Below are 20,961 nucleotides of genomic sequence, written 5' to 3'. Positions count from 1 at the left end.
GTTACATTACCGTTTCCACCATCCGTTAGGGCCACCGTTTGGTCAGGGGCCGTATTGGTCACCGCAAAGTCGTCTCCGCTTTGGCTAACCGAAATCCCAGTCCCCGCACTTACGGTCTGGTTCTCATTATTTGGATCGTTATCCGCATCACGGATATCTATCAAAGCTGCAGCACCGTCCGTAATGGTTACTTCCACACTCTGATTCGCTACTCCATTAGTTCCTAGACCTAAATCTTGATCATCGGTTCCTAAACTACTTAACGGTACATCAAAATCATCGCCCGCTTCGGTAATCCTTAGGTTAGGTCCTACCACTCCAAAAGAAGTAATTAGCTCATTGGTATCACTAGCATCGCCCGGCACCGCACTACCACCTACCGGCTGCCATGTTCCAGAATCAAAAACATATAATTGACCTGAATCAGTATCAACATAAGTTGTACCCTCAACAGGTGCTCCTGTAGGGCCACCCATTCCTCTTTGTGTCAATTCGTTCGTTGAATCATTATCACCATCAACATAATTGACCGTGTAGTTTCCATCGCTATCATTGGTTACCGTGATATCTCCCGCTCCGGCCACAGTTTCCCTGTAATCGGATAAATCTATAGCCGTAGCAGTAGGATCATTGGTTAATGTCAGGTTATCACCTGTTAATTGTAAATCTTGAATCTCGTTAGTATCATTATTTACGTAAGAATTTAAATCAACTGTAGAAGCATCATTAGTCAAACTTAAAATATTGGTACTGCTATTTAGCTCCAAATCCTGATTATCACTGCTATTAGCTGCTAAATCTGCAATAGCTTCTTCTACCGTTGTTTCATTAACAGTATCACCATCTACGTCTATTGGTGTTGCTAAATCTACCTGTGATGCATTTTGATCATCAGTACCATCGAAACTTGTGGTTGTGTTATTTTCTGAAACATAATCAAAAACACCATCTGCATCTGCATCACTTAAAGTAGTAACCGATTCATTTATATCTACAGCCGCAATACCCGGTTCAGAAATTGTAGCAATTCTATTTCCTGAAGCTGTATTAGTTACCCTAACATCATCATCAGCAAGGTTATCAACATATGCCTTGTTTACAGCATCGTTAGCATTAACAGGAGTACCTACATCTGTAATAACAATTCCTCCTGCACTAGGGTTTCTTGTTAAAACATCTTCTAAATCTTGTAATTCGTTTTGATCATCTTTATCTAAATCCAATGCTTCACTTGCTGTGATTGCATCTGACAACTCTTGATCTGTAGCGAACATATTATTCAAATCCACTCCTGTTGCTCCAGATGCAGGATTTGTAAGTTCTAAAGTTGTTCCTGTTAACGATACATCTGAAAGTTCATTTTCTGGATCCGGATCTGCATCTGGTGCTGCACTACCACCAACTTTTTGCCAAGTTGTACCATTCCAAGCATATAATTGACCAGTATCTGTATTTACATAAGTATCACCGGAATTTGTTCCATTTGTAGTTGGAACACCAGCGGCAAGTATTGCTAATTCGTTTGTTTCATCTTCATCTGTATCCGTAGAATTTACCGTGTAATTCCCATTACCGTCATCGGTTACTGTAATAGCTCCTGTTCCTGCCGCTATGGTTTCACTTAATGATGATAAATCTACAGTAGCAGGTGTTCCTCTTTGGATATCTATTTGAAGTTCATTAGAACCATTTAAACTAGCGCCTGTTAAATTTTGATTATCACTACTATTGGCATCTAATTCTTCTAACGCAGACTGTACATCCGTACTTGTTAAATTCCCTGCCGGAGTCACGTCAACCTCACCTGCAATTTGATTGTCGGTAACCATAGTCCAACTTGTACCATCATATACATATAACTCATTCGTTGCCGTATCTAAATACGTTACACCTGGATTATCGTTTGCCGGTGCTGATGATGGTGCTCCAGCACCACTTGTAGTAAGTTCGTTTGTTGGGTCAATATCCAAGTCCAGGGCATTGGCAGCTGTAATGTCCGCTATTGCCTCTTCTACTGTTGTTTCATCTACACTATCTCCATCCACATCTAAGGGATTGGTCAATAATACTTCTGTACCTTCTTGATTGTCGGTATTTACCAAAGCTGCAATATCCCCTAAAGGGACAGCAACAATATTATTTTCAGAATCGATTATGTCTAATGTGCCGTTTGTACTATTTACTGTAAATGTCACATTGGTAGTATTTGTATCTACAACCGCCGCAATATCTACCAAAGGAATAGAAACAGTATTTAAATCACTATCAGATAAAATAAGATTTATGCCATCTTCGGTTAAAGATGCATTTGTTGTATTAGCATCGGTAGAGGTTAATTCCCAAGTTGTGCCGTTCCAATAATAAATGGTACCCGTATTGGTATTTACATATAAATCCCCTAAATCTGCACCGGTCGGTAGAACAGCTCCAGGTGCTGAGATATCTGTACCTTGCAATACTTCGCAGTTACATTGATCTTCTAACGTCACAGTAGTTTGTGCTATAGAAATACCTGATAACAGCAAAGTTAATAATACCATTAAGCCTTTAATGGATTTACCTAGGGGTGTAGTAATTTGACTCTTCATACTTTTAATATTCAATTCCTCCTTCAAAAATTCGTTGGTCATATAGGTTTATTAATATGCACATACCAAAACGCTCTTATCTATTTTTGACAATCAAGGATTTAATGGTATTCACTTTGCACAAATATTCATTTTAAGTGGTGTCCCTTAAAATAAATGTTGTGTAAATAAGTAATTACGTTACATAGTCACAAAAAGGTGAGGTGTAGGTTTGTTTTTTAAAATAAAAACAGATGGTTATTCATCGAAGAATGACGATTAAATGGGTACTTTTGCCTCCTATTAGAACATCTAAAAACTCTTCAGTGGAAAGAAAAAAAATGTAAATTTTTCTTTTAATATCGAATTTATCCTATAAATTATTAGTAAGAATTATACTACTTTTTATAAAGATTAAACCTATTAATAATAGTTAATTTGTTCTTATAAGATTTTAAAAAAAATTATATTAGTTATATTTATTGCTGTACAATATTCATTGTAATTATATTTTCTCCTATAAAAAAGTATACTGCATATAATAGCATAACCGAACAGGTAGAATTCGCATGGAAAGCGAGTAATCAATTTCTGTATTCTTCTTTTTAATTTGAATTACTTATCAGCGATAGCGATAAAGTTTCAGCTGGATTTATCTTTTGGTTAAAGTACAAGATTTCCCAACCTATCATGTCTACATTCACTTTCCTTTGAAAGCGCTTCTGTTATTAATAGCGGAGCAGGAAATTGCCTCTTCCCTGAATAAAGCTGAATGGCATTAAGATTTGATGAAGGTATTACACTGTATGTCATACTTACACCCCACTTACAATAACTATATGGGCTACAGTAATTTATGCGAATTTCTTATTATAGGTTTATAACAAGTAACAAAGCTTAGATTATACTGATATTTAAAATAACTTTTGTTTGTAAGGTAAACACTATCAGTATTACAAACTTGACGTCCGTTTTACTAAGCTCATCTCAAAAATTAAATTCTTAAACACAATAATTTAATACATAAGTAGCTTTTTCAGTTAAAAACCTCAAGTATTATGTAACCCATGACACGGAAATTATTTTATTCTTGTATGATAAACTCTGATCTTCTATTAACATCATGTCTATCCGTAGTACACCTTACACCATCAGAGCACTCGTTCAACAATTTTTTCTCACCAAAACCTTCACTCACTAATCGATTTTTCGATATCCCTTTTTTAATCATATAATTAACTGTAGACTCTGCTCTTTTCTGAGATAACCAAAGATTATAAGCTGCAGGACCACGACTATCTGTATGAGAATTTATCTTTAATTTTAAACTTGGGTATTTTTCCATCGCAGCAATTACCTTTTCAATCTCTACTTCTGAAACTTTTTTAATATCATATTTATCGAAATCGAAATAAATAGTACTCAATTGAAGAAGTTTTGCCAAATCATCACCAAAGCCTGCCGTGATATTATCTCTTTCAAGGTAGAAATCAATAATTTTAGGTTTACCATCAGATATCCCTATATATTCTTCAAAGGGAACATAACCTTCCATTAATGCTCTTACAAAATTTCCTTTAGTACAATCTAGCTCTAAACTGTAATTACCGTCAGAATCAGTGATAGTCGATAGCAACTCTTCATTATTTTCATCTATAACTTTAATTGTGGCCCCTACCAATAGTTTATTTGAAATTTTATCCCTAACCGTTCCGGTAACTTTTTGAAGACAATCAAAAGCCAAAGGTCGTGTTTCCGTAAAACTGTAAATATCATCGAAACCCAAACCACCTTCACGGTTTGATGCCATATAACCTGTTCTCTGCTCCTCGTTAAAAATAAAAGTAAAATCATCACTTTTACTATTAATCGGTTTACCTACATTTAAAACTTTTCCTGTAAAATCCTGTCTTTTAATTTTGGTAGCAAATACATCTAACCCACCCAAACCAGGATGCCCATCTGAGGAAAAATATAATATTTCTTCTGAAGTTACATATGGGAAGGTTTCTCTAGCTTCCGTATTTATATTTGGACCTAAATTTTGAGGAGTACCAAATGTGCGATCTTTATTTATAGTAACCCTATACAAATCTGATGCGCCAAATGTGCCAGGCATATCCGAAGCAAAGTATAATGTTTTTTCATCAGGACTTAAAGCCGGGTTGGCTGTAGAATAAGAGTCACTATTAAAAGGCAAATCTTCTACCTCTCCCCATATACCCTCATCTGTTAATACTGCTCTTAGAATTTTTAATCTAACAATCCCTTTATCATCTTTTACCGTTTTCCTTTTTTCTGAATTGTTTCGTGTAAAATACATTGTTTTACCATCTTTGGTAACCACGGACGTTGACTCATGATAGCGTGTATTTACATTTTTATCAAGCTTTTTTACATTATCCATTGATGCGCTATCTACGTTAACCTCATACAAATCTAAAAAGTCTTTAGCATTCCATGTATGACGATATCTTGCGAAATTACCGGTATCCCGATCCGATGAAAATATTATCCCTTCCTTATAAAATGAAGGGGCAAAATCAGAATAAGGAGAATTATACGCAAAAGGTCTTAAATTGTATCTTCCAGAATTCTCTTTTATCTCTGACATGAAATCTCGATCAGCATCATATGCAGTAGCACGACCATCACCTTTAGTTACTTCGATGAATTTATTCATTATAGATTTAGAAGTATCGTACTCCCCTATCGTCTTTAAAGATTGAGCATATTTGAAATAATCTTCAGGTGTAACCTCTAAAGAATAATCTGCAACTAATTTCTTGTATGTTTCTGCAGCGTCTGTATAGTCCGCATTATAATAGTATGAATTACCTAATTTTCTTAATAAGTCTGCCGAAACATAACCCTTGTCCATTACCTTCTTATAAATATCTATGGCAGGGCTAAAGGAATATGAGTCAAACTTTTCATTACCTTTTTGAATTAGTCGCTCTTGAGCATTAACCAATCCTTGGACAAACAATAAGGCTACTATTAAAAAATTTACTTTATACTTCATATGTAAGTTTGCCATTTAGAAAAAACGAGGTGAAACCAATTTTTGAAATGATTTTACCAATTCATATCTTAAGAGTACTTCAAATGACCCATCATTAAATTGCGTACCGCCCAGATCTGTAGTTTCTCTATCATAAGCTAAACCTACCATGAATTGATCTGAAATTTGGAATCCTGCCATTGCACTGACCGCAGCATCCCATCTATATGCTGCTCCGAAAGTAAATTTCTCATTGAACATGAAGTTGGCCGAAAAATCTACTTGTAAAGGAGCTCCTCCGACTACTTTAGTCAATAGAGCCGGTTTAAACTTTAAATTTCCATTTAAATCAAACACATAACCTGTAATTAAATAGAAATTTATTCTTTCCTTTGATAAAAACTGCACGCTGTTAGCATCTGTTTCAGCGTTATCAAAATGTTCGGTCTGTAATAAATTCGGTGCAGATAGACCTGCATAAAACTTAGTTGAATGATAGTAAAGACCAATACCTACATTCGGTGAAAACCTGTTTTCAATATTATCGGTACGAACAACTTCGTCATCAAAATTACGAAGCTGACTAAAGTCTAAATTCATTAAATTACCACCAGCCTTCAATCCAAATGATAATTTACCATCGGCAGACACGTCAATTGTATAGGAAATAACTGCATCAAAATAAGTTTCTTGAACAGCACCTTCACCTATTTCATCATTTACAATAGAGACTCCATACCCAAGTTTACTGTTTCTAATAGGAGACTGAATATTAAACGTTTGCGTTGAAGGAGCTCCCTCCAAACCTACCCATTGAGACCTATGTAAAGCAGTTAAACTCAACTGACCCCTAGAACCAGCGTAAGCAGGGTTTACACTCATGGTATTAAACATGTATTGTGTATACTGTGCATCTTGTTGAGCAGTAGCACTACCAAACATTAGTAGCAAACCTACAAATAGGGTTAAAAACTTATTTTTAATATTCATATTTTATAAACTATTATCTACTTATATAAAGATATTCACTTTCAACTTTACTCTCTCCTTCAAATGTTTCATAATCAAATACATAGAAATATATGCCCGCTGGTAGATATTCTCCTACCCCTAGCGTAGACCTACCTCTAGATCTACCATCAAATACATTATTTTGATTATTATAATTTTCCCCTTCATAAACAGCAACACCCCATCTATTAAAGATCTTTAAGCTACTACTACGAATTTTATCTACTCCTCTAATAAATAAGAATTCATTTCTACCATCACCATTTGGAGTCACCATTTGATTTACCTCTATAGGATTATCATCAGTTTCTGTAGCATCATTATCTACAACTAAAATTTCCACTGTAGCCGTATCACAATCACCCAAAGTATTACATACCGTATACTCTATGATATCTGTTCCTTCAAAACCGTCATTTGGAGTATATGTGATGGTATCGTCAGATATGTCATTGGGCGTACCTCCATCGTTAATTTCCACTGTTCCATTAGATGGATCAGTTACTGTTAATGCACCATCTGTAGGAATACCAAAATCATTATCCAGAATATCTATTTCTAGTGTTGTGTTAATTGGGGTAGATACAGAATCATCTACTACATCAAGAGCTACAGGCTCCCCTACAGTAATAGTTACTGTAGCCGTATCGCAATTACCTTCTGCATTACATACGGTATATTCAATAGTCTCCGTTCCTTCAAAACCGTCATTTGGAGTATATGTGATGGTATCGTCAGATATATCATTGGGCGTACCTCCATCGTTAATTTCCACTGTTCCATTAAATGGATCAGTTACTGTTAATGCACCATCTGTAGGAATACCAAAATCATTATCCAGAATATCTATTACTATTGGTGTGTTGATTGGTGTAGACACTATATCATCTATAACATCTAAATCTTCCATAGGAACTGTATCAGGATCTAAATAATCTGGTGTACCGTCATTATCCGTATCATCATTGGTAGGGTCGCCATCATTGTTCGCATCCTCGTCCGGAGTATCAATACCATCGCCATCATCATCAAGGTCACGGTAGTTAACATCTTCCGTACCATCCGTATCGGGCAGATCGTTCGCTGGATCGTTTATCTCATCGTTGACATCGAAACCATCGTTGATATCGGAGCCTTCATAACCATCGTCCAGTCCGTCGCCATCCGTATCAATACCTGTATAGTTTTGATCGGGGACTCCATCAAAGTTGAAATCATTGCCCTCATTATTATCCGGAACCAAATCATTATCGCTATCTACATCGATATAATCTTTATTGTCGGCCCCATCCGTATTCACTGGTGTAAGGCCATCTGGGTAAGCACTGTTGACACCATCGTTGGATGCATATGTTGCGGCATCATCGTCGTTAGGAGCTATATAACCGTCCGTCGTCTGTGCCTCTACGTTATCAGGAATACCATCATCATCGCTATCGATATCCAAATGGTTCGGTTTTCCATCATTGTCCGTATCCAACGGATCGGTCAACGGATCATCATCCTGATCAAGATTAGGATCTTCTACACTATCTAATATACCATCGTTATCATCATCTAGGTCTGTACTGTCCGGAACTCCGTCTCCATCGGTATCAGGTCCAGGGCTGTCAGGATCTAAATAATCTGGTGTACCGTCATTATCCGTATCATCATTGGTAGGGTCGCCGTCATTGTTCGCATCCTCGTCCGGAGTATCTATCCCGTCGCCGTCATCATCAAGGTCACGGTAGTTAACATCTTCCGTACCATCCGTATCGGGCAGATCGTTCGCTGGATCGTTTATCTCATCGTTGACATCGAAACCATCGTTGATATCGGAGCCTTCATAACCATCGTCCAGTCCGTCGCCATCCGTATCAATACCTGTATAGTTTTGATCGGGGACTCCATCAAAGTTGAAATCATTGCCCTCATTATTATCCGGAACCAAATCATTATCGCTATCTATATCGATATAATCTTTATTATCGGCACCATCGGTATTCACCGGTGTAAGGCCATCTGGGTAAGCACTATTGATACCATCATTATAGGCATATGTTACGGCATCATCATCGTTAGGAGCTATGTAACCGTCCGTCGTCTGTGCCTCTACGTTATCAGGAATACCATCATCATCGCTATCGATATCCAAATGGTTCGGTTTTCCATCATTGTCCGTATCTAACGGATCGGTCAACGGATCATCATCCTTATCAAGATTAGGATCTTCTACACTATCTAATATACCATCGTTATCATCATCCAGGTCTGTACTGTCCGGAACTCCGTCTCCATCGGTATCAGGGCCAAGGGTATTATCAACATCCAAGTAATCCGGTGTTCCATCATTATCGGTATCATCATTGGTAGGGTCGCCATCATTGTTCGCATCCTCGTCCGGAGTATCTATCCCGTCGCCATCATCATCAAGGTCACGGTAGTTAACATCTTCCGTACCATCTGTATCGGGCAGATCGTTCGCTGGATCGTTTATCTCATCGTTGACATCGAAACCATCGTTGATATCGGAGCCTTCATAACCATCGTCCAGGCCGTCCCCATCCGTATCAATACCTGTATAGCTTTGATCGGGGACTCCATCAAAATTAAAATCATTGCCCTCATTATTATCCGGAACCAAATCATCATCACTATCAAAATCTTGATAATCCGGTTTATTTGGAGGTGGCGTACCATCGGTATTAACCGGTGTTAACCCACCAATATATGCGCTATTAATACCGTGATTTAAAATATAAGTAGCGCTACTATCTAGGTTTGGAGACACATAACCTGAAGTGCTCTGTGCTTCTACATTATCTGGAATTCCATCATTGTCCGTGTCAATATCAAGATGATTAGGCTTCCCATCACCATCCCTATCATTTACTTTTACGCCTTCACCTCTACCTGGAAAACTTTCATAAACATCATCTAATCCATTCCCATCCGTATCAAAACCGGATTTAGGCTTATAGGTATGAAAATTTTGCCCTTCCAAATTATCAAGCACACCGTCGTTATCTGAATCTATATCCAAATAATCTGGCACACCATCACCATCTGTATCCGTAGGACTAGTTGTATGATCATCATCTCCATCTACATTCTTATCTTCTTTTGAATCAATAATACCATCATTATCATCATCTATGTCAATGGAGTCTAAAACGCCATCACCGTCTGTATCAACAGTGTACACGTTTATAGAATGAGATGTAAGATTATTATTAGTAGAAAATGATAACGTTAAAAATATTGCAAGAAAAAGACAAAAGTCTTTCAATAAAAAATAACGTATAGCAAAAGTAATTTTACCCATAAGTGTTAGTGTTTTACTAATCACCATGGCATATGGTAGTGTTTTCTAAAGGTTCTTCATAAGAAAGTGGGGCAGTCTTATTAAAACGTTGCTAAGATAAATTATAATTGATTGAACACAAATTCTTTTTCGATTAACCATGAAATTCACTAGATAAGCTACTTACATATTTGTTCAATTACACGTGAAATTCTACGTTATTTTATATGTACGAGTAAATCTTCATAAAAGACTATGATATTAAAATTAACAATCTTAACATGCAAAAGAAGCAATTGGTTTTATCATCAGCCCCTAAACTATCATTTTAAATCTTAAATGTTAAGAATTGAATTTACCTTACTTTTGCACAAATTTTGTATATGACTTTTAAGCAAGAAATAGAACGCAGAAGAACTTTTGGTATAATTTCACATCCAGATGCTGGTAAAACTACCTTAACTGAAAAATTACTACTTTTTGGTGGTGCAATTCAAGAAGCTGGCGCAGTTAAAAACAATAAGATAAAAAAATCTGCAACCAGTGATTTCATGGAAATTGAAAGGCAAAGAGGTATTTCTGTGGCGACTTCTGTTCTTGCTTTTAACTATAAGGATAAAAAAATCAACATTCTTGATACTCCTGGTCATAAAGATTTTGCAGAAGATACGTTTAGAACCTTAACTGCGGTAGATAGTGTAATTGTTGTTATCGATGTTGCAAAAGGAGTTGAAGAGCAAACTGTAAAATTAGTTGAAGTTTGTCGTATGCGTAAAATACCTATGTTAGTTTTCATTAATAAGCTAGATAGAGAAGGGCAAGATGCTTTTGACTTATTAGATGAATTAGAACAAAAATTAGGCCTTTCCGTAACTCCTTTGAGTTTTCCTATAGGTATGGGTTACGATTTTAAAGGTATCTATAACATTTTTGAAAAAAACATCAACCTATTTAGCGGTGATAGTAAAAAGAACATTGAGGAAACTATTGCTTTTGATGATGTTGCCAATCCTGAATTAGATAAAATAATTGGAAGTAAAGCCGCATCTGAATTAAGAGATAATTTGGAGTTAGTTTGGGGTGTATACCCAAGTTTTGACAAAGAACTATATCTTAAAGGTGACCAACAACCTGTATTCTTTGGATCTGCATTAAATAATTTTGGAGTTAGGGAATTATTAGACTGTTTTGTGCAAATAGCCCCTACCCCGCGTTCAAAAAAATCAGAAGAACGCCTAGTAGAAGCGAATGAAAAGGAAATGACCGGATTTGTTTTTAAAATTCATGCAAATATGGATCCCAAGCACAGGGATAGATTGGCTTTCATCAAAATAGTTTCTGGTACTTTTGAACGAAACAAGCCATACCTACATGTTAGAAATGGAAAAAAATTGAAGTTTTCCAGTCCAAATGCATTTTTTGCCGAAAAGAAAGAAATTGTAGATATTTCTTATCCTGGTGATATTGTAGGCTTACACGATACAGGTAATTTTAAAATTGGAGACACACTAACAGAAGGAGAAAGCCTACATTACAAAGGTATTCCTAGCTTCTCTCCAGAACACTTTAGGTATATCAATAATGCTGACCCTATGAAGTCCAAGCAGCTTAATAAAGGTATTGATCAATTAATGGATGAGGGTGTAGCCCAATTATTTACCCTAGAATTAAATGGTAGAAAAATAATAGGGACGGTCGGTGCCTTACAATTTGAAGTTATTCAATATAGACTTGAGCATGAGTACGGAGCCAAATGTAGTTATGAAAACTTTAATGTTTATAAAGCATGCTGGGTAGGCACGGAAAATAGGAAGACAGATGAGTTTAAAGAATTTGAACGTGTGAAACAAAAATTCTTGGCAAAGGATAAAAAGGGACAATTGGTATTTCTAGCAGATTCTCAATTCTCCTTGCAAATGACTCAGCAAAAATACCCCTCGGTAAAATTACATTTCACTTCAGAATTTGATTAAAAAAAAGCCCAACTTTAAAAGTTGGGCTTTTTTTATGCTTCTCCTGTCGGACCAAAATTTATTGGTATTGACGGTTGTTCATAATCTTTTATAGTTCCATTAGCTTTTTCAAACCGCTGCACATTATCATTTAATGCTTTTAAAAATTTCTTAGCGTGTTGCGGAGTTAGGATAATTCTACTCTTAACCTTTGCCTTTGGAGCTCCTGGCATCATACTAATAAAATCAACTACAAATTCAGAAACTGAATGATTAATGATAGCGAGGTTAGAGTAAATTCCCTCTGCCATCTTCTCCTCCAATTCAATATTAATTTGTTTTTGATTCGGATTTTTATTGTCACTCATACTTTAGTTTTATTAAAAAAATAACCCCCAAATAAAATTTGAGGGTTATTATAAAATTAGAATCTTAATGCCTCTTTTCTTGCCATTATTTCATCATATTCTTCTTTAGATCCAACGATAATGCTATCATAGTCTCTCATACCCGTACCTGCCGGAATCTTATGACCAACAATAACATTTTCCTTAAGACCTTCTAATGTATCTATCTTACCACTCACAGCAGCTTCATTTAATACTTTAGTCGTTTCTTGGAACGATGCTGCAGAAATAAATGATTTAGTCTGTAAAGAAGCTCTAGTAATACCTTGAAGTATTGGAGTTGCCGTTGCAGAAACAGCATCTCTTGCTTCAACTAATGCCTTGTCTCCACGTCTTAATAAAGAGTTTTCATCTCTTAACTCTCTAGGAGTTACAATTTGACCTGCTTTAAGGTTATCAGAATGACCAGCTTCCATTACTACTTTCTTGCCAAAGATCTCATCATTCTCCCTTATGAAATCATCTTTATGAATCAACTGATTCTCTAAGAAGATAGTATCACCTGGATCTTGAATTCTTACTTTACGCATCATTTGTCTAACAACTACCTCAAAGTGTTTATCATTAATTTTTACACCTTGCAGTCTATAAACCTCCTGAACCTCATTTACTAAGTACTGTTGTACTGCAGATGGACCTTTAATTTTAAGGATATCTTCTGGAGTTATAGAACCATCTGATAATGGCATACCTGCTCTAACGTAATCGTTCTCTTGAACTAAGATTTGATTTGAAAGTTTAACAAGGTATTTCTTCACTTCACCTAATTTAGACTCAATGATAATTTCTCTATTACCTCTCTTAATCTTACCAAAAGAAACAACCCCGTCAATTTCAGAAACTACAGCAGGGTTAGATGGATTCCTTGCTTCGAACAATTCAGTAACTCTTGGAAGACCACCCGTAATATCACCCGCCTTAGCAGATTTACGTGGAATCTTAACCAATGTTTTACCTTCCTTAATCTTATCACCATCATCTACCATAATGTGAGAACCTACAGGTAGGTTATACGAACGTAATGTTTCTCCTTTGGCGTCTTGAATTAATAAGGTTGGGATCAATTTTTTGTTTCTAGATTCAGAAATCACTTTCTCTTGGAAACCAGTTTGCTCATCAATTTCTACTTGATAAGTTACACCTTGCTCAATATTCTCGTAAGCTATCTTACCAGGGAATTCAGAAACGATAACACCGTTATATGGATCCCACGAACAAATTACATCACCTTTGGTTACCTTAGCTCCATTCTCAACAAATAATTGTGAACCATAAGGAATATTACTAGTACTTAAAGTAATTCCTGTTTTGGCATCTACAACTTTAATTTCACTTGTTCTAGAAATGACAATTTCAGCAGGCTTACCATCTGCACCTTCACTAGTAACTGTTCTCAAATCTTCAATTTCAGCAACACCGGAGAAACGTACTTCTAATTTGTTATCTTCAGAAATGTTACCTGCAATACCACCTACGTGGAACGTTCTAAGTGTAAGTTGCGTACCCGGTTCACCAATTGACTGAGCAGCAACAACACCAACAGCTTCACCTCTTTGTACCATCTTATTGGTTGAAAGGTTTCTACCATAACATTTAGCACAAATTCCTTTATCAGCCTCACATGTAAGTGCAGAACGAACCTCAATCTTCTCAATTGGAGATGCTTCAACTCTCTTCACATCAGCTTCCATAATTTGCTGACCTGCATGAAGCACCAATTCTTCAGTCATTGGGTTATATACATCATGTAATGAAACACGACCTAAAATTCTTTCTCCTAAGCTTTCAACAATCTCTTCATTTTTCTTAAGTGCCTGAACTTCTACACCTCTAAGTGTTTCACAATCTTCAGTATTAATGATAACATCTTGAGAAACATCAACCAAACGTCTTGTTAAGTACCCGGCATCTGCCGTTTTCAAAGCGGTATCTGCAAGACCTTTACGTGCACCGTGAGTAGAGATAAAGTATTCAAGAATAGAAAGACCTTCCTTAAAGTTAGAAAGAATAGGGTTTTCAATAATCTCACCACCACCGGCAGTAGATTTTTTAGGCTTAGCCATCAAACCACGCATACCTGTTAACTGACGAATTTGCTCTTTAGAACCCCTTGCACCAGAATCAAGCATCATATACACGGAGTTGAAACCTTGTTGATCCTCACGGATACGTTTCATTGCCAACTCTGTTAATTGAGCGTTAGTAGATGTCCAAACATCAATAACCTGATTATATCTCTCGTTGTTAGTAATAAGACCCATATTATAATTGGCCATAATACCATCAACCTGAACATTGGCTTCACCAATCATGTCCATCTTTTCTGCAGGAATAATAATATCCCCTAAACTAAAGGACAATCCACCTTTAAAAGCGAATTCATAACCCATAGTTTTAATCTTATCCAAGAATGCAGCGGTAACCGGTACACTTGTTACGGCTAAAATATCCCCAATAATATTTCTTAAGGCTTTTTTATTTAATACCTGGTTAATATAACCTGCTTCCTCTGGTACGTGATTGTTAAACAATACACGACCAACGGTTGTTGGTATAATTTTATAAACCAACTCACCCTCTTCATTAAAATCTTTAGCTCTAACTTTTATACCTGCATTTAGATTTACCATGCCTTCATTGAAAGCAATCTCAACCTCTTCTGCTGAATAAAAAGTTAAACCTTCACCAATAATTGGAACTTCTGGTGTTGATTTACGCTCTTTGGTCATATAATACAGACCCAAGACCATATCCTGTGATGGAACCGTAATAGGTGAACCATTCGCAGGGTTTAATATGTTTTGAGAAGCAAGCATCAATAACTGCGCTTCTAAAATAGCTTCTGGCCCTAATGGCAAGTGAACCGCCATTTGATCTCCATCAAAATCCGCGTTGAATGCGGTACATGCCAATGGATGAAGACGAATTGCCTTACCTTCTATTAATTTAGGTTGAAATGCTTGAATACCTAAACGGTGTAATGTAGGAGCCCTGTTCAATAAAACTGGGTGACCTTTCAATACATTCTCTAAAATATCCCAAACTACAGGCTCTTTTTTGTCTATAATTTTCTTAGCGGACTTTACTGTTTTTACAATACCTCTTTCTATCAGTTTTCTGATTACAAAAGGCTTGTACAACTCAGCAGCCATATCTTTTGGAAGACCACATTCGTATAAGTTCAATTCTGGTCCAACAACAATTACCGAACGTGCAGAATAATCAACACGCTTACCCAGTAAGTTTTGACGGAAACGACCTTGCTTACCTTTTAATGAATCTGAAAGTGACTTTAATGGTCTGTTAGATTCAGTTTTAACAGCAGATGCCTTTCTAGTGTTATCGAACAAAGAATCGACAGCTTCCTGAAGCATACGTTTTTCATTACGTAAAATTACTTCTGGTGCTTTTATCTCTACTAATCTTTTTAAACGGTTGTTACGTATAATAACCCTTCTATAAAGATCATTTAAATCTGAAGTTGCAAAACGACCACCATCTAACGGAACTAATGGACGTAATTCTGGCGGTATCACCGGAATTACTTTCATAATCATCCATTCTGGTTCGTTTTCTCTATTCTCTTGAGATTCTCTTAAGGCCTCTACAACTTGTAAACGCTTTAAAGCTTCTGTTTTACGTTGTTTAGACGTTTCTGTATTGGCTTTATGTCTTAGCTCAAAAGAAAGTTCTTTAAGATTGATTCTACCTAATAAATCAATTAAACACTCTGCCCCCATTTTAGCGATAAACTTATTTGGGTCAGAATCTTCTAGATATTGATTTTCCTGAGGAATCGTATCCATGATATTCAAATACTCTTCTTCGGTTAAGAAATCCATTTTTTGAATTTCCTCACCTTCAGGACCTTTAGCTATACCTGCTTGAATTACTACGTAACGTTCGTAGTAAATTATCATATCCAATTTCTTGGAAGGTAAACCTAATAAGTATCCTATTTTGTTTGGTAAAGAACGGAAATACCAAATATGAGCAACCGGTACCACTAAATTAATATGACCTACACGATCTCTACGGACTTTCTTCTCTGTAACCTCTACACCACAACGGTCACATACGATCCCACGGTAACGAATACGCTTGTACTTACCACAAGCACACTCATAGTCTTTTACTGGACCAAAAATACGCTCACAGAATAAACCATCACGTTCTGGTTTGTGAGTTCTATAGTTAATTGTTTCAGGCTTTAAAACTTCACCTCTAGATTCTGCCAAAATAGATTCTGGCGAAGCTAATCCTATTGAAATTTTATCAAACCTTTTTACTTGGTTATTATCTTTTATTCTAGCCATAATAGCGTGCTGATAATGATTTAATTTGTTTTACTTAATAGTTCGTCAATATTAACTATTGAACTATTCCTCAAGTCTAATATCCAAACCTAATCCTTTAAGTTCGTGCATTAAAACGTTGAAAGATTCTGGTAAACCAGGCTCTGGCATTGTCTCACCTTTAACAATAGATTCATAGGTTTTAGCTCTTCCGATAACATCATCAGATTTAACCGTTAAAATCTCGCGTAAAGTTGCAGATGCACCATATGCTTCAAGTGCCCAAACTTCCATCTCTCCAAAACGCTGACCACCAAATTGAGCTTTACCACCCAATGGTTGTTGTGTAATTAACGAGTATGGTCCTATTGAACGAGCATGCATCTTATCATCTACCATGTGTCCTAGTTTCAACATATAGATCACACCTACTGTCGCCGGTTGATCAAAACGTTGCCCCGTTCCACCATCATATAAGTATGTATGTCCAAATCTTGGAATACCTGCTTCGTCAGTGTAGGCATTAATTTGATCTAAAGTGGCACCATCAAAAATTGGTGTTGCATACTTTCTACCAAGCTTAAGGCCAGCCCAACCTAATACAGTTTCATAAATCTGACCAATGTTCATACGAGAAGGTACACCCAGTGGATTAAGAACGATATCAACAGGAGTTCCATCTTCTAAGAACGGCATATCTTCATGACGTACAATTCTAGATACAATACCTTTGTTACCGTGTCTACCTGCCATCTTATCACCAACTTTAAGCTTACGCTTTTTAGCAATATACACTTTGGCCAATTTCATTATACCAGCTGGTAACTCATCACCAACAGATATTGTAAACTTATCTCTTCTCAAGTTACCTTGTAAATCGTTAAGTTTAATTTTATAATTATGAAGTAAATCAGCTACTAATGAATTGGTATCACTATCTGTTGTCCAACTACCACCAACAAGGTGAGCGAAATCATCAACAGAATTTAACATTTTCATAGAATACTTCTTACCCTTAGGTAACACCTCTTCACCCAAATCATTTAGAACACCTTGAGAAGTTTTGCCATTAACAATGGTGAATAATTTCTCTACAAGTACATCTTTTAATTCTTGGAATTTTACTTCGTACTCTAATTCTAATTTAGAAAGCTCTTCTTTATCTTCTGAACGTTTTCTCTTGTCCTTTACCGATCTAGAGAATAATTTCTTATCGATTACGACCCCTCTTAGTGAAGGTGAAGCTTTCAATGATGCATCTTTAACATCACCGGCTTTATCACCAAAGATGGCACGCAATAGTTTTTCTTCTGGGGTTGGATCAGACTCTCCTTTAGGAGTAATCTTACCAATTAGAATATCTCCAGGTTTTACTTCGGCACCAATTCTAATCATACCATTTTCATCAAGGTCTTTTGTAGCCTCTTCTGAAACGTTAGGTATATCATGTGTAAGCTCTTCTGCCCCTAATTTGGTATCTCTAACATCTAAAGAATATTCATCAACATGAATAGACGTGAATATATCATCACGAACCACTTTTTCAGAAATTACAATGGCATCCTCAAAGTTATATCCTTTCCATGGCATAAATGCCACTGTTAAGTTTCTACCTAATGCTAATTCACCTTTCTCAGTTGCATAGCCCTCACAAAGAACCTGACCTTTTTTAACTCTATCCCCAACTTGTACAATTGGTTTTAGGTTAATGTTCGTTCCTTGATTGGTCTTTCTAAACTTCACCAAGAAATAAGTCTTACTATCCTCTTCGAAACTGATCAATCTTTCTTCATCAGTTCTGTCATATTTGATAGTAACTTTTTGAGCATCTACATACTCAATAACCCCATCACCTTCTGCATTGATCAATACTCTTGAATCTGAAGCTACCTGTCTCTCCAAACCTGTACCAACAATTGGTGACTGTGGTTTTAATAAAGGAACTGCCTGACGCATCATGTTAGATCCCATCAAAGCCCTGTTTGCATCATCATGTTCCAAGAAAGGGATTAAAGATGCAGAAATAGATGCGATTTGATTAGGCGCAACATCTGTATATTGAATTTCAGATGGATCTACCACTGGGAAATCACCTTCTTCTCTAGCAATTACCTTTTCAGTATCAATAGTACCGTCATCTTTCATAGGAATGTTTGCTTGCGCAATCTTCATTCCTTCTTCTTCTTCAGCACTTAAATATGTAAAGTTTTTATAATCTACTACAGCATCTGTAACTTTTCTATAAGGCGTTTCTAAGAAGCCCATTGGGTTTACTTTTGCATATACCGATAAAGAAGATATCAAACCAATGTTTGGTCCTTCAGGAGTTTCTATAGGACATAAACGACCGTAGTGCGTATAGTGAACATCACGCACCTCAAAACCAGCACGCTCTCTAGATAAACCACCTGGACCTAATGCCGACAATCTTCTTTTGTGCGTAATCTCTGCTAACGGATTTGTTTGATCCATAAACTGAGACAACTGATTGGTACCAAAGAAAGAATTAATTACCGAAGACAACGTCTTTGCATTAATCAAATCTATTGGAGTAAACACCTCGTTATCACGAACGTTCATACGCTCACGGATTGTTCTTGCCATACGTGCAAGACCAACACCAAATTGAGAAGACAACTGCTCACCAACGGTTCTTACACGACGGTTAGATAAGTGATCAATATCATCAATCTCAGCTTTTGAGTTAATTAACTCAATTAAATATTTAATAATTGTAATGATATCTTCTTTAGTCAAGACTTGCTTGTCCATTCCAATATCCAATTGTAATTTTTTGTTCATTCTATAACGACCAACTTCACCTAAGTTGTAACGTTGATCAGAAAAGAATAACTTATCTATAATACCACGTGCCGTTTCCTCATCTGGCGGTTCAGCATTACGTAATTGACGGTAGATATGCTCAACAGCTTCTTTTTCAGAATTCGTTGGATCCTTCTGTAATGTATTATGTATTATAGCATAATCAGACTGTGCATTATTCTCTTTATGCAAAAGAATAGTTTTAACATCTGCATCTATAATTTCAGCAATGTGTTCTTTTTCTAGAATCGTATCCCTATCAAGTACTATTTCATTACGCTCAATAGATACAACCTCACCAGTATCCTCATCAACAAAATCCTCGTGCCAAGTGTTCAAAACTCTTGCGGCTAACTTACGACCAAGTACTTTTTTAAGTCCGGCATTAGAAACTTTTACTTCTTCCGATAGGTCAAAAATCTCTAATATATCTTTATCACGCTCAAAGCCAATTGCTCTAAACAATGTAGTAACCGGTAATTTTTTCTTTCTATCGATATAAGCATACATAACGCCATTAATATCGGTAGCAAATTCTATCCAAGAACCCTTAAAAGGAATTACCCTAGCAGAATATAATTTTGTTCCATTTGCATGAAAAGATTGCCCAAAGAATACACCAGGAGATCGGTGCAACTGAGAAACAACCACCCTTTCCGCTCCATTGATAACAAAAGTACCACTTGGAGTCATATAAGGAATTGTTCCTAAATACACATCTTGTACAATTGTTTCGAAATCCTCATGCTCAGGATCCGTACAATACAATTTTAAACGTGCTTTTAAAGGAACGCTGTAAGTAAGACCACGTTCGATACATTCTTGAATGGAATATCTTGGTGGATCTATAAAATAATCTAAAAATTCCAATACAAACTGATTTCTAGTATCAGTGATTGGAAAGTTTTCCATGAAGGTATTATAAAGACCTTCATTACCTCTTTCATCTGATTTAGTCTCTAGTTGAAAAAAGTCTTGAAAAGATTTAATCTGAATATCTAAGAAATCCGGGTAATCCGGTGTGTTTCTTGCGGAAGCGAAGCTTATTCTTTCAGTATTATTTGTGAACATCTACGGACAGTGTTTTGATCGTGAGTACTAAATGAGTAGTATACTTCTTAATATACCTAATTCTATAAAATAGCTTAGGTCTAAACGCAAAAAGCGCAAAGACCTAAACCAAAAATAATATGGTTGCTGCTATTATTTAAGCTCAACTTCTGCTCCAGCTTCTTCCAATGATTTTTTGATACCTTCTGCTTCATCCTTAGTAACTGCTTCTTTAACAGCTTTTGGTGCGCTATCAACGATATCTTTCGCATCTTTCAAACCTAAACCAGTTAATTCTTTAACCAATTTAACTACTGCTAATTTAGATGCTCCTGCTGCTTTCAATATTACATCGAATTCAGTTTTCTCTTCAGCCGCTTCACCAGCTTCACCACCACCACCGGCAGCTACCGCTACTGCTGCTGCTGCAGGCTCAATACCGTACTCATCTTTTAATATATCAGCTAACTCGTTTACTTCTTTAACTGTTAAGTTAACTAATTGTTCTGCGAAATCTTTTAAATCTGCCATTTTCTATCGTTTAATAAAATTTTTAAAATATACTT

At 36.3% G+C, this 20,961-nt stretch carries 9 protein-coding genes; 1 reads left to right on the top strand and 8 read right to left on the bottom strand.

Annotated elements, in window-relative coordinates; translation table 11 throughout:
• The 4 genes from BW936_RS18480 to BW936_RS18465 form a co-directional block, all read right to left on the bottom strand.
• Window positions 1-2,630: beta strand repeat-containing protein (locus BW936_RS18480; protein WP_143744222.1), on the bottom strand; the 2,630-nt coding region annotated here is incomplete at its 3' end.
• 1,021 nt (window positions 2,631-3,651) lie between these two features.
• Window positions 3,652-5,592, bottom strand: a complete 1,941-nt coding sequence (locus BW936_RS18475) for an OmpA family protein (protein ID WP_076551196.1) — start codon at window positions 5,590-5,592, stop codon at window positions 3,652-3,654.
• A gap of 15 nt (window positions 5,593-5,607) precedes the next feature.
• Window positions 5,608-6,561 (bottom strand): PorP/SprF family type IX secretion system membrane protein, encoded by a 954-nt coding sequence (locus BW936_RS18470; RefSeq protein ID WP_076551181.1) that lies wholly within the window; start codon window positions 6,559-6,561, stop codon window positions 5,608-5,610.
• Window positions 6,562-6,574: 13 nt separating this feature from the next.
• Entirely contained in the window at window positions 6,575-9,889 is a 3,315-nt protein-coding gene (locus BW936_RS18465; RefSeq protein ID WP_244156274.1) for an Ig-like domain-containing protein, read from the bottom strand.
• 362 nt (window positions 9,890-10,251) lie between these two features.
• Here BW936_RS18465 and BW936_RS18460 point away from each other — a divergent pair, with 362 nt between their 5' ends.
• Window positions 10,252-11,841: a peptide chain release factor 3 gene (locus BW936_RS18460; protein ID WP_076551175.1), complete on the top strand. Its 1,590-nt coding sequence runs from the start codon at window positions 10,252-10,254 to the stop codon at window positions 11,839-11,841.
• 32 nt (window positions 11,842-11,873) lie between these two features.
• Here the strand turns inward: BW936_RS18460 and BW936_RS18455 are convergent, their stop codons facing one another.
• The 4 genes from BW936_RS18455 to rplL all read right to left on the bottom strand — a co-directional run bounded on the left by BW936_RS18455 (window position 11,874) and on the right by rplL (window position 20,926).
• On the bottom strand, window positions 11,874-12,188 hold the full coding sequence (locus BW936_RS18455; protein WP_076551172.1) for a DUF3467 domain-containing protein: 315 nt from the start codon (window positions 12,186-12,188) through the stop codon (window positions 11,874-11,876).
• Between the two features lie 56 nt (window positions 12,189-12,244).
• The gene (gene rpoC, locus BW936_RS18450) at window positions 12,245-16,543 is read right to left on the bottom strand and encodes a DNA-directed RNA polymerase subunit beta' (RefSeq protein WP_076551169.1); all 4,299 of its coding nucleotides are present in this window, start codon (window positions 16,541-16,543) and stop codon (window positions 12,245-12,247) included.
• A 63-nt stretch (window positions 16,544-16,606) separates the two neighbouring features.
• Window positions 16,607-20,416 carry a DNA-directed RNA polymerase subunit beta gene (gene rpoB, locus BW936_RS18445; RefSeq protein WP_076551166.1) on the bottom strand — a complete coding sequence of 1,270 codons (3,810 nt, stop codon included), beginning with the start codon at window positions 20,414-20,416 and terminating at the stop codon, window positions 16,607-16,609.
• A gap of 132 nt (window positions 20,417-20,548) precedes the next feature.
• Window positions 20,549-20,926: a 50S ribosomal protein L7/L12 gene (gene rplL / locus BW936_RS18440; RefSeq protein WP_036155937.1), complete on the bottom strand. Its 378-nt coding sequence runs from the start codon at window positions 20,924-20,926 to the stop codon at window positions 20,549-20,551.
• Between the last annotated feature and the right edge of the window lie 35 nt (window positions 20,927-20,961).

It is taken from the genome of Maribacter ulvicola (assembly GCF_900155985.1).
Lineage (GTDB): Bacteria > Bacteroidota > Bacteroidia > Flavobacteriales > Flavobacteriaceae > Maribacter > Maribacter ulvicola.
This window is presented reverse-complemented; position numbering and strand designations above follow the sequence as displayed.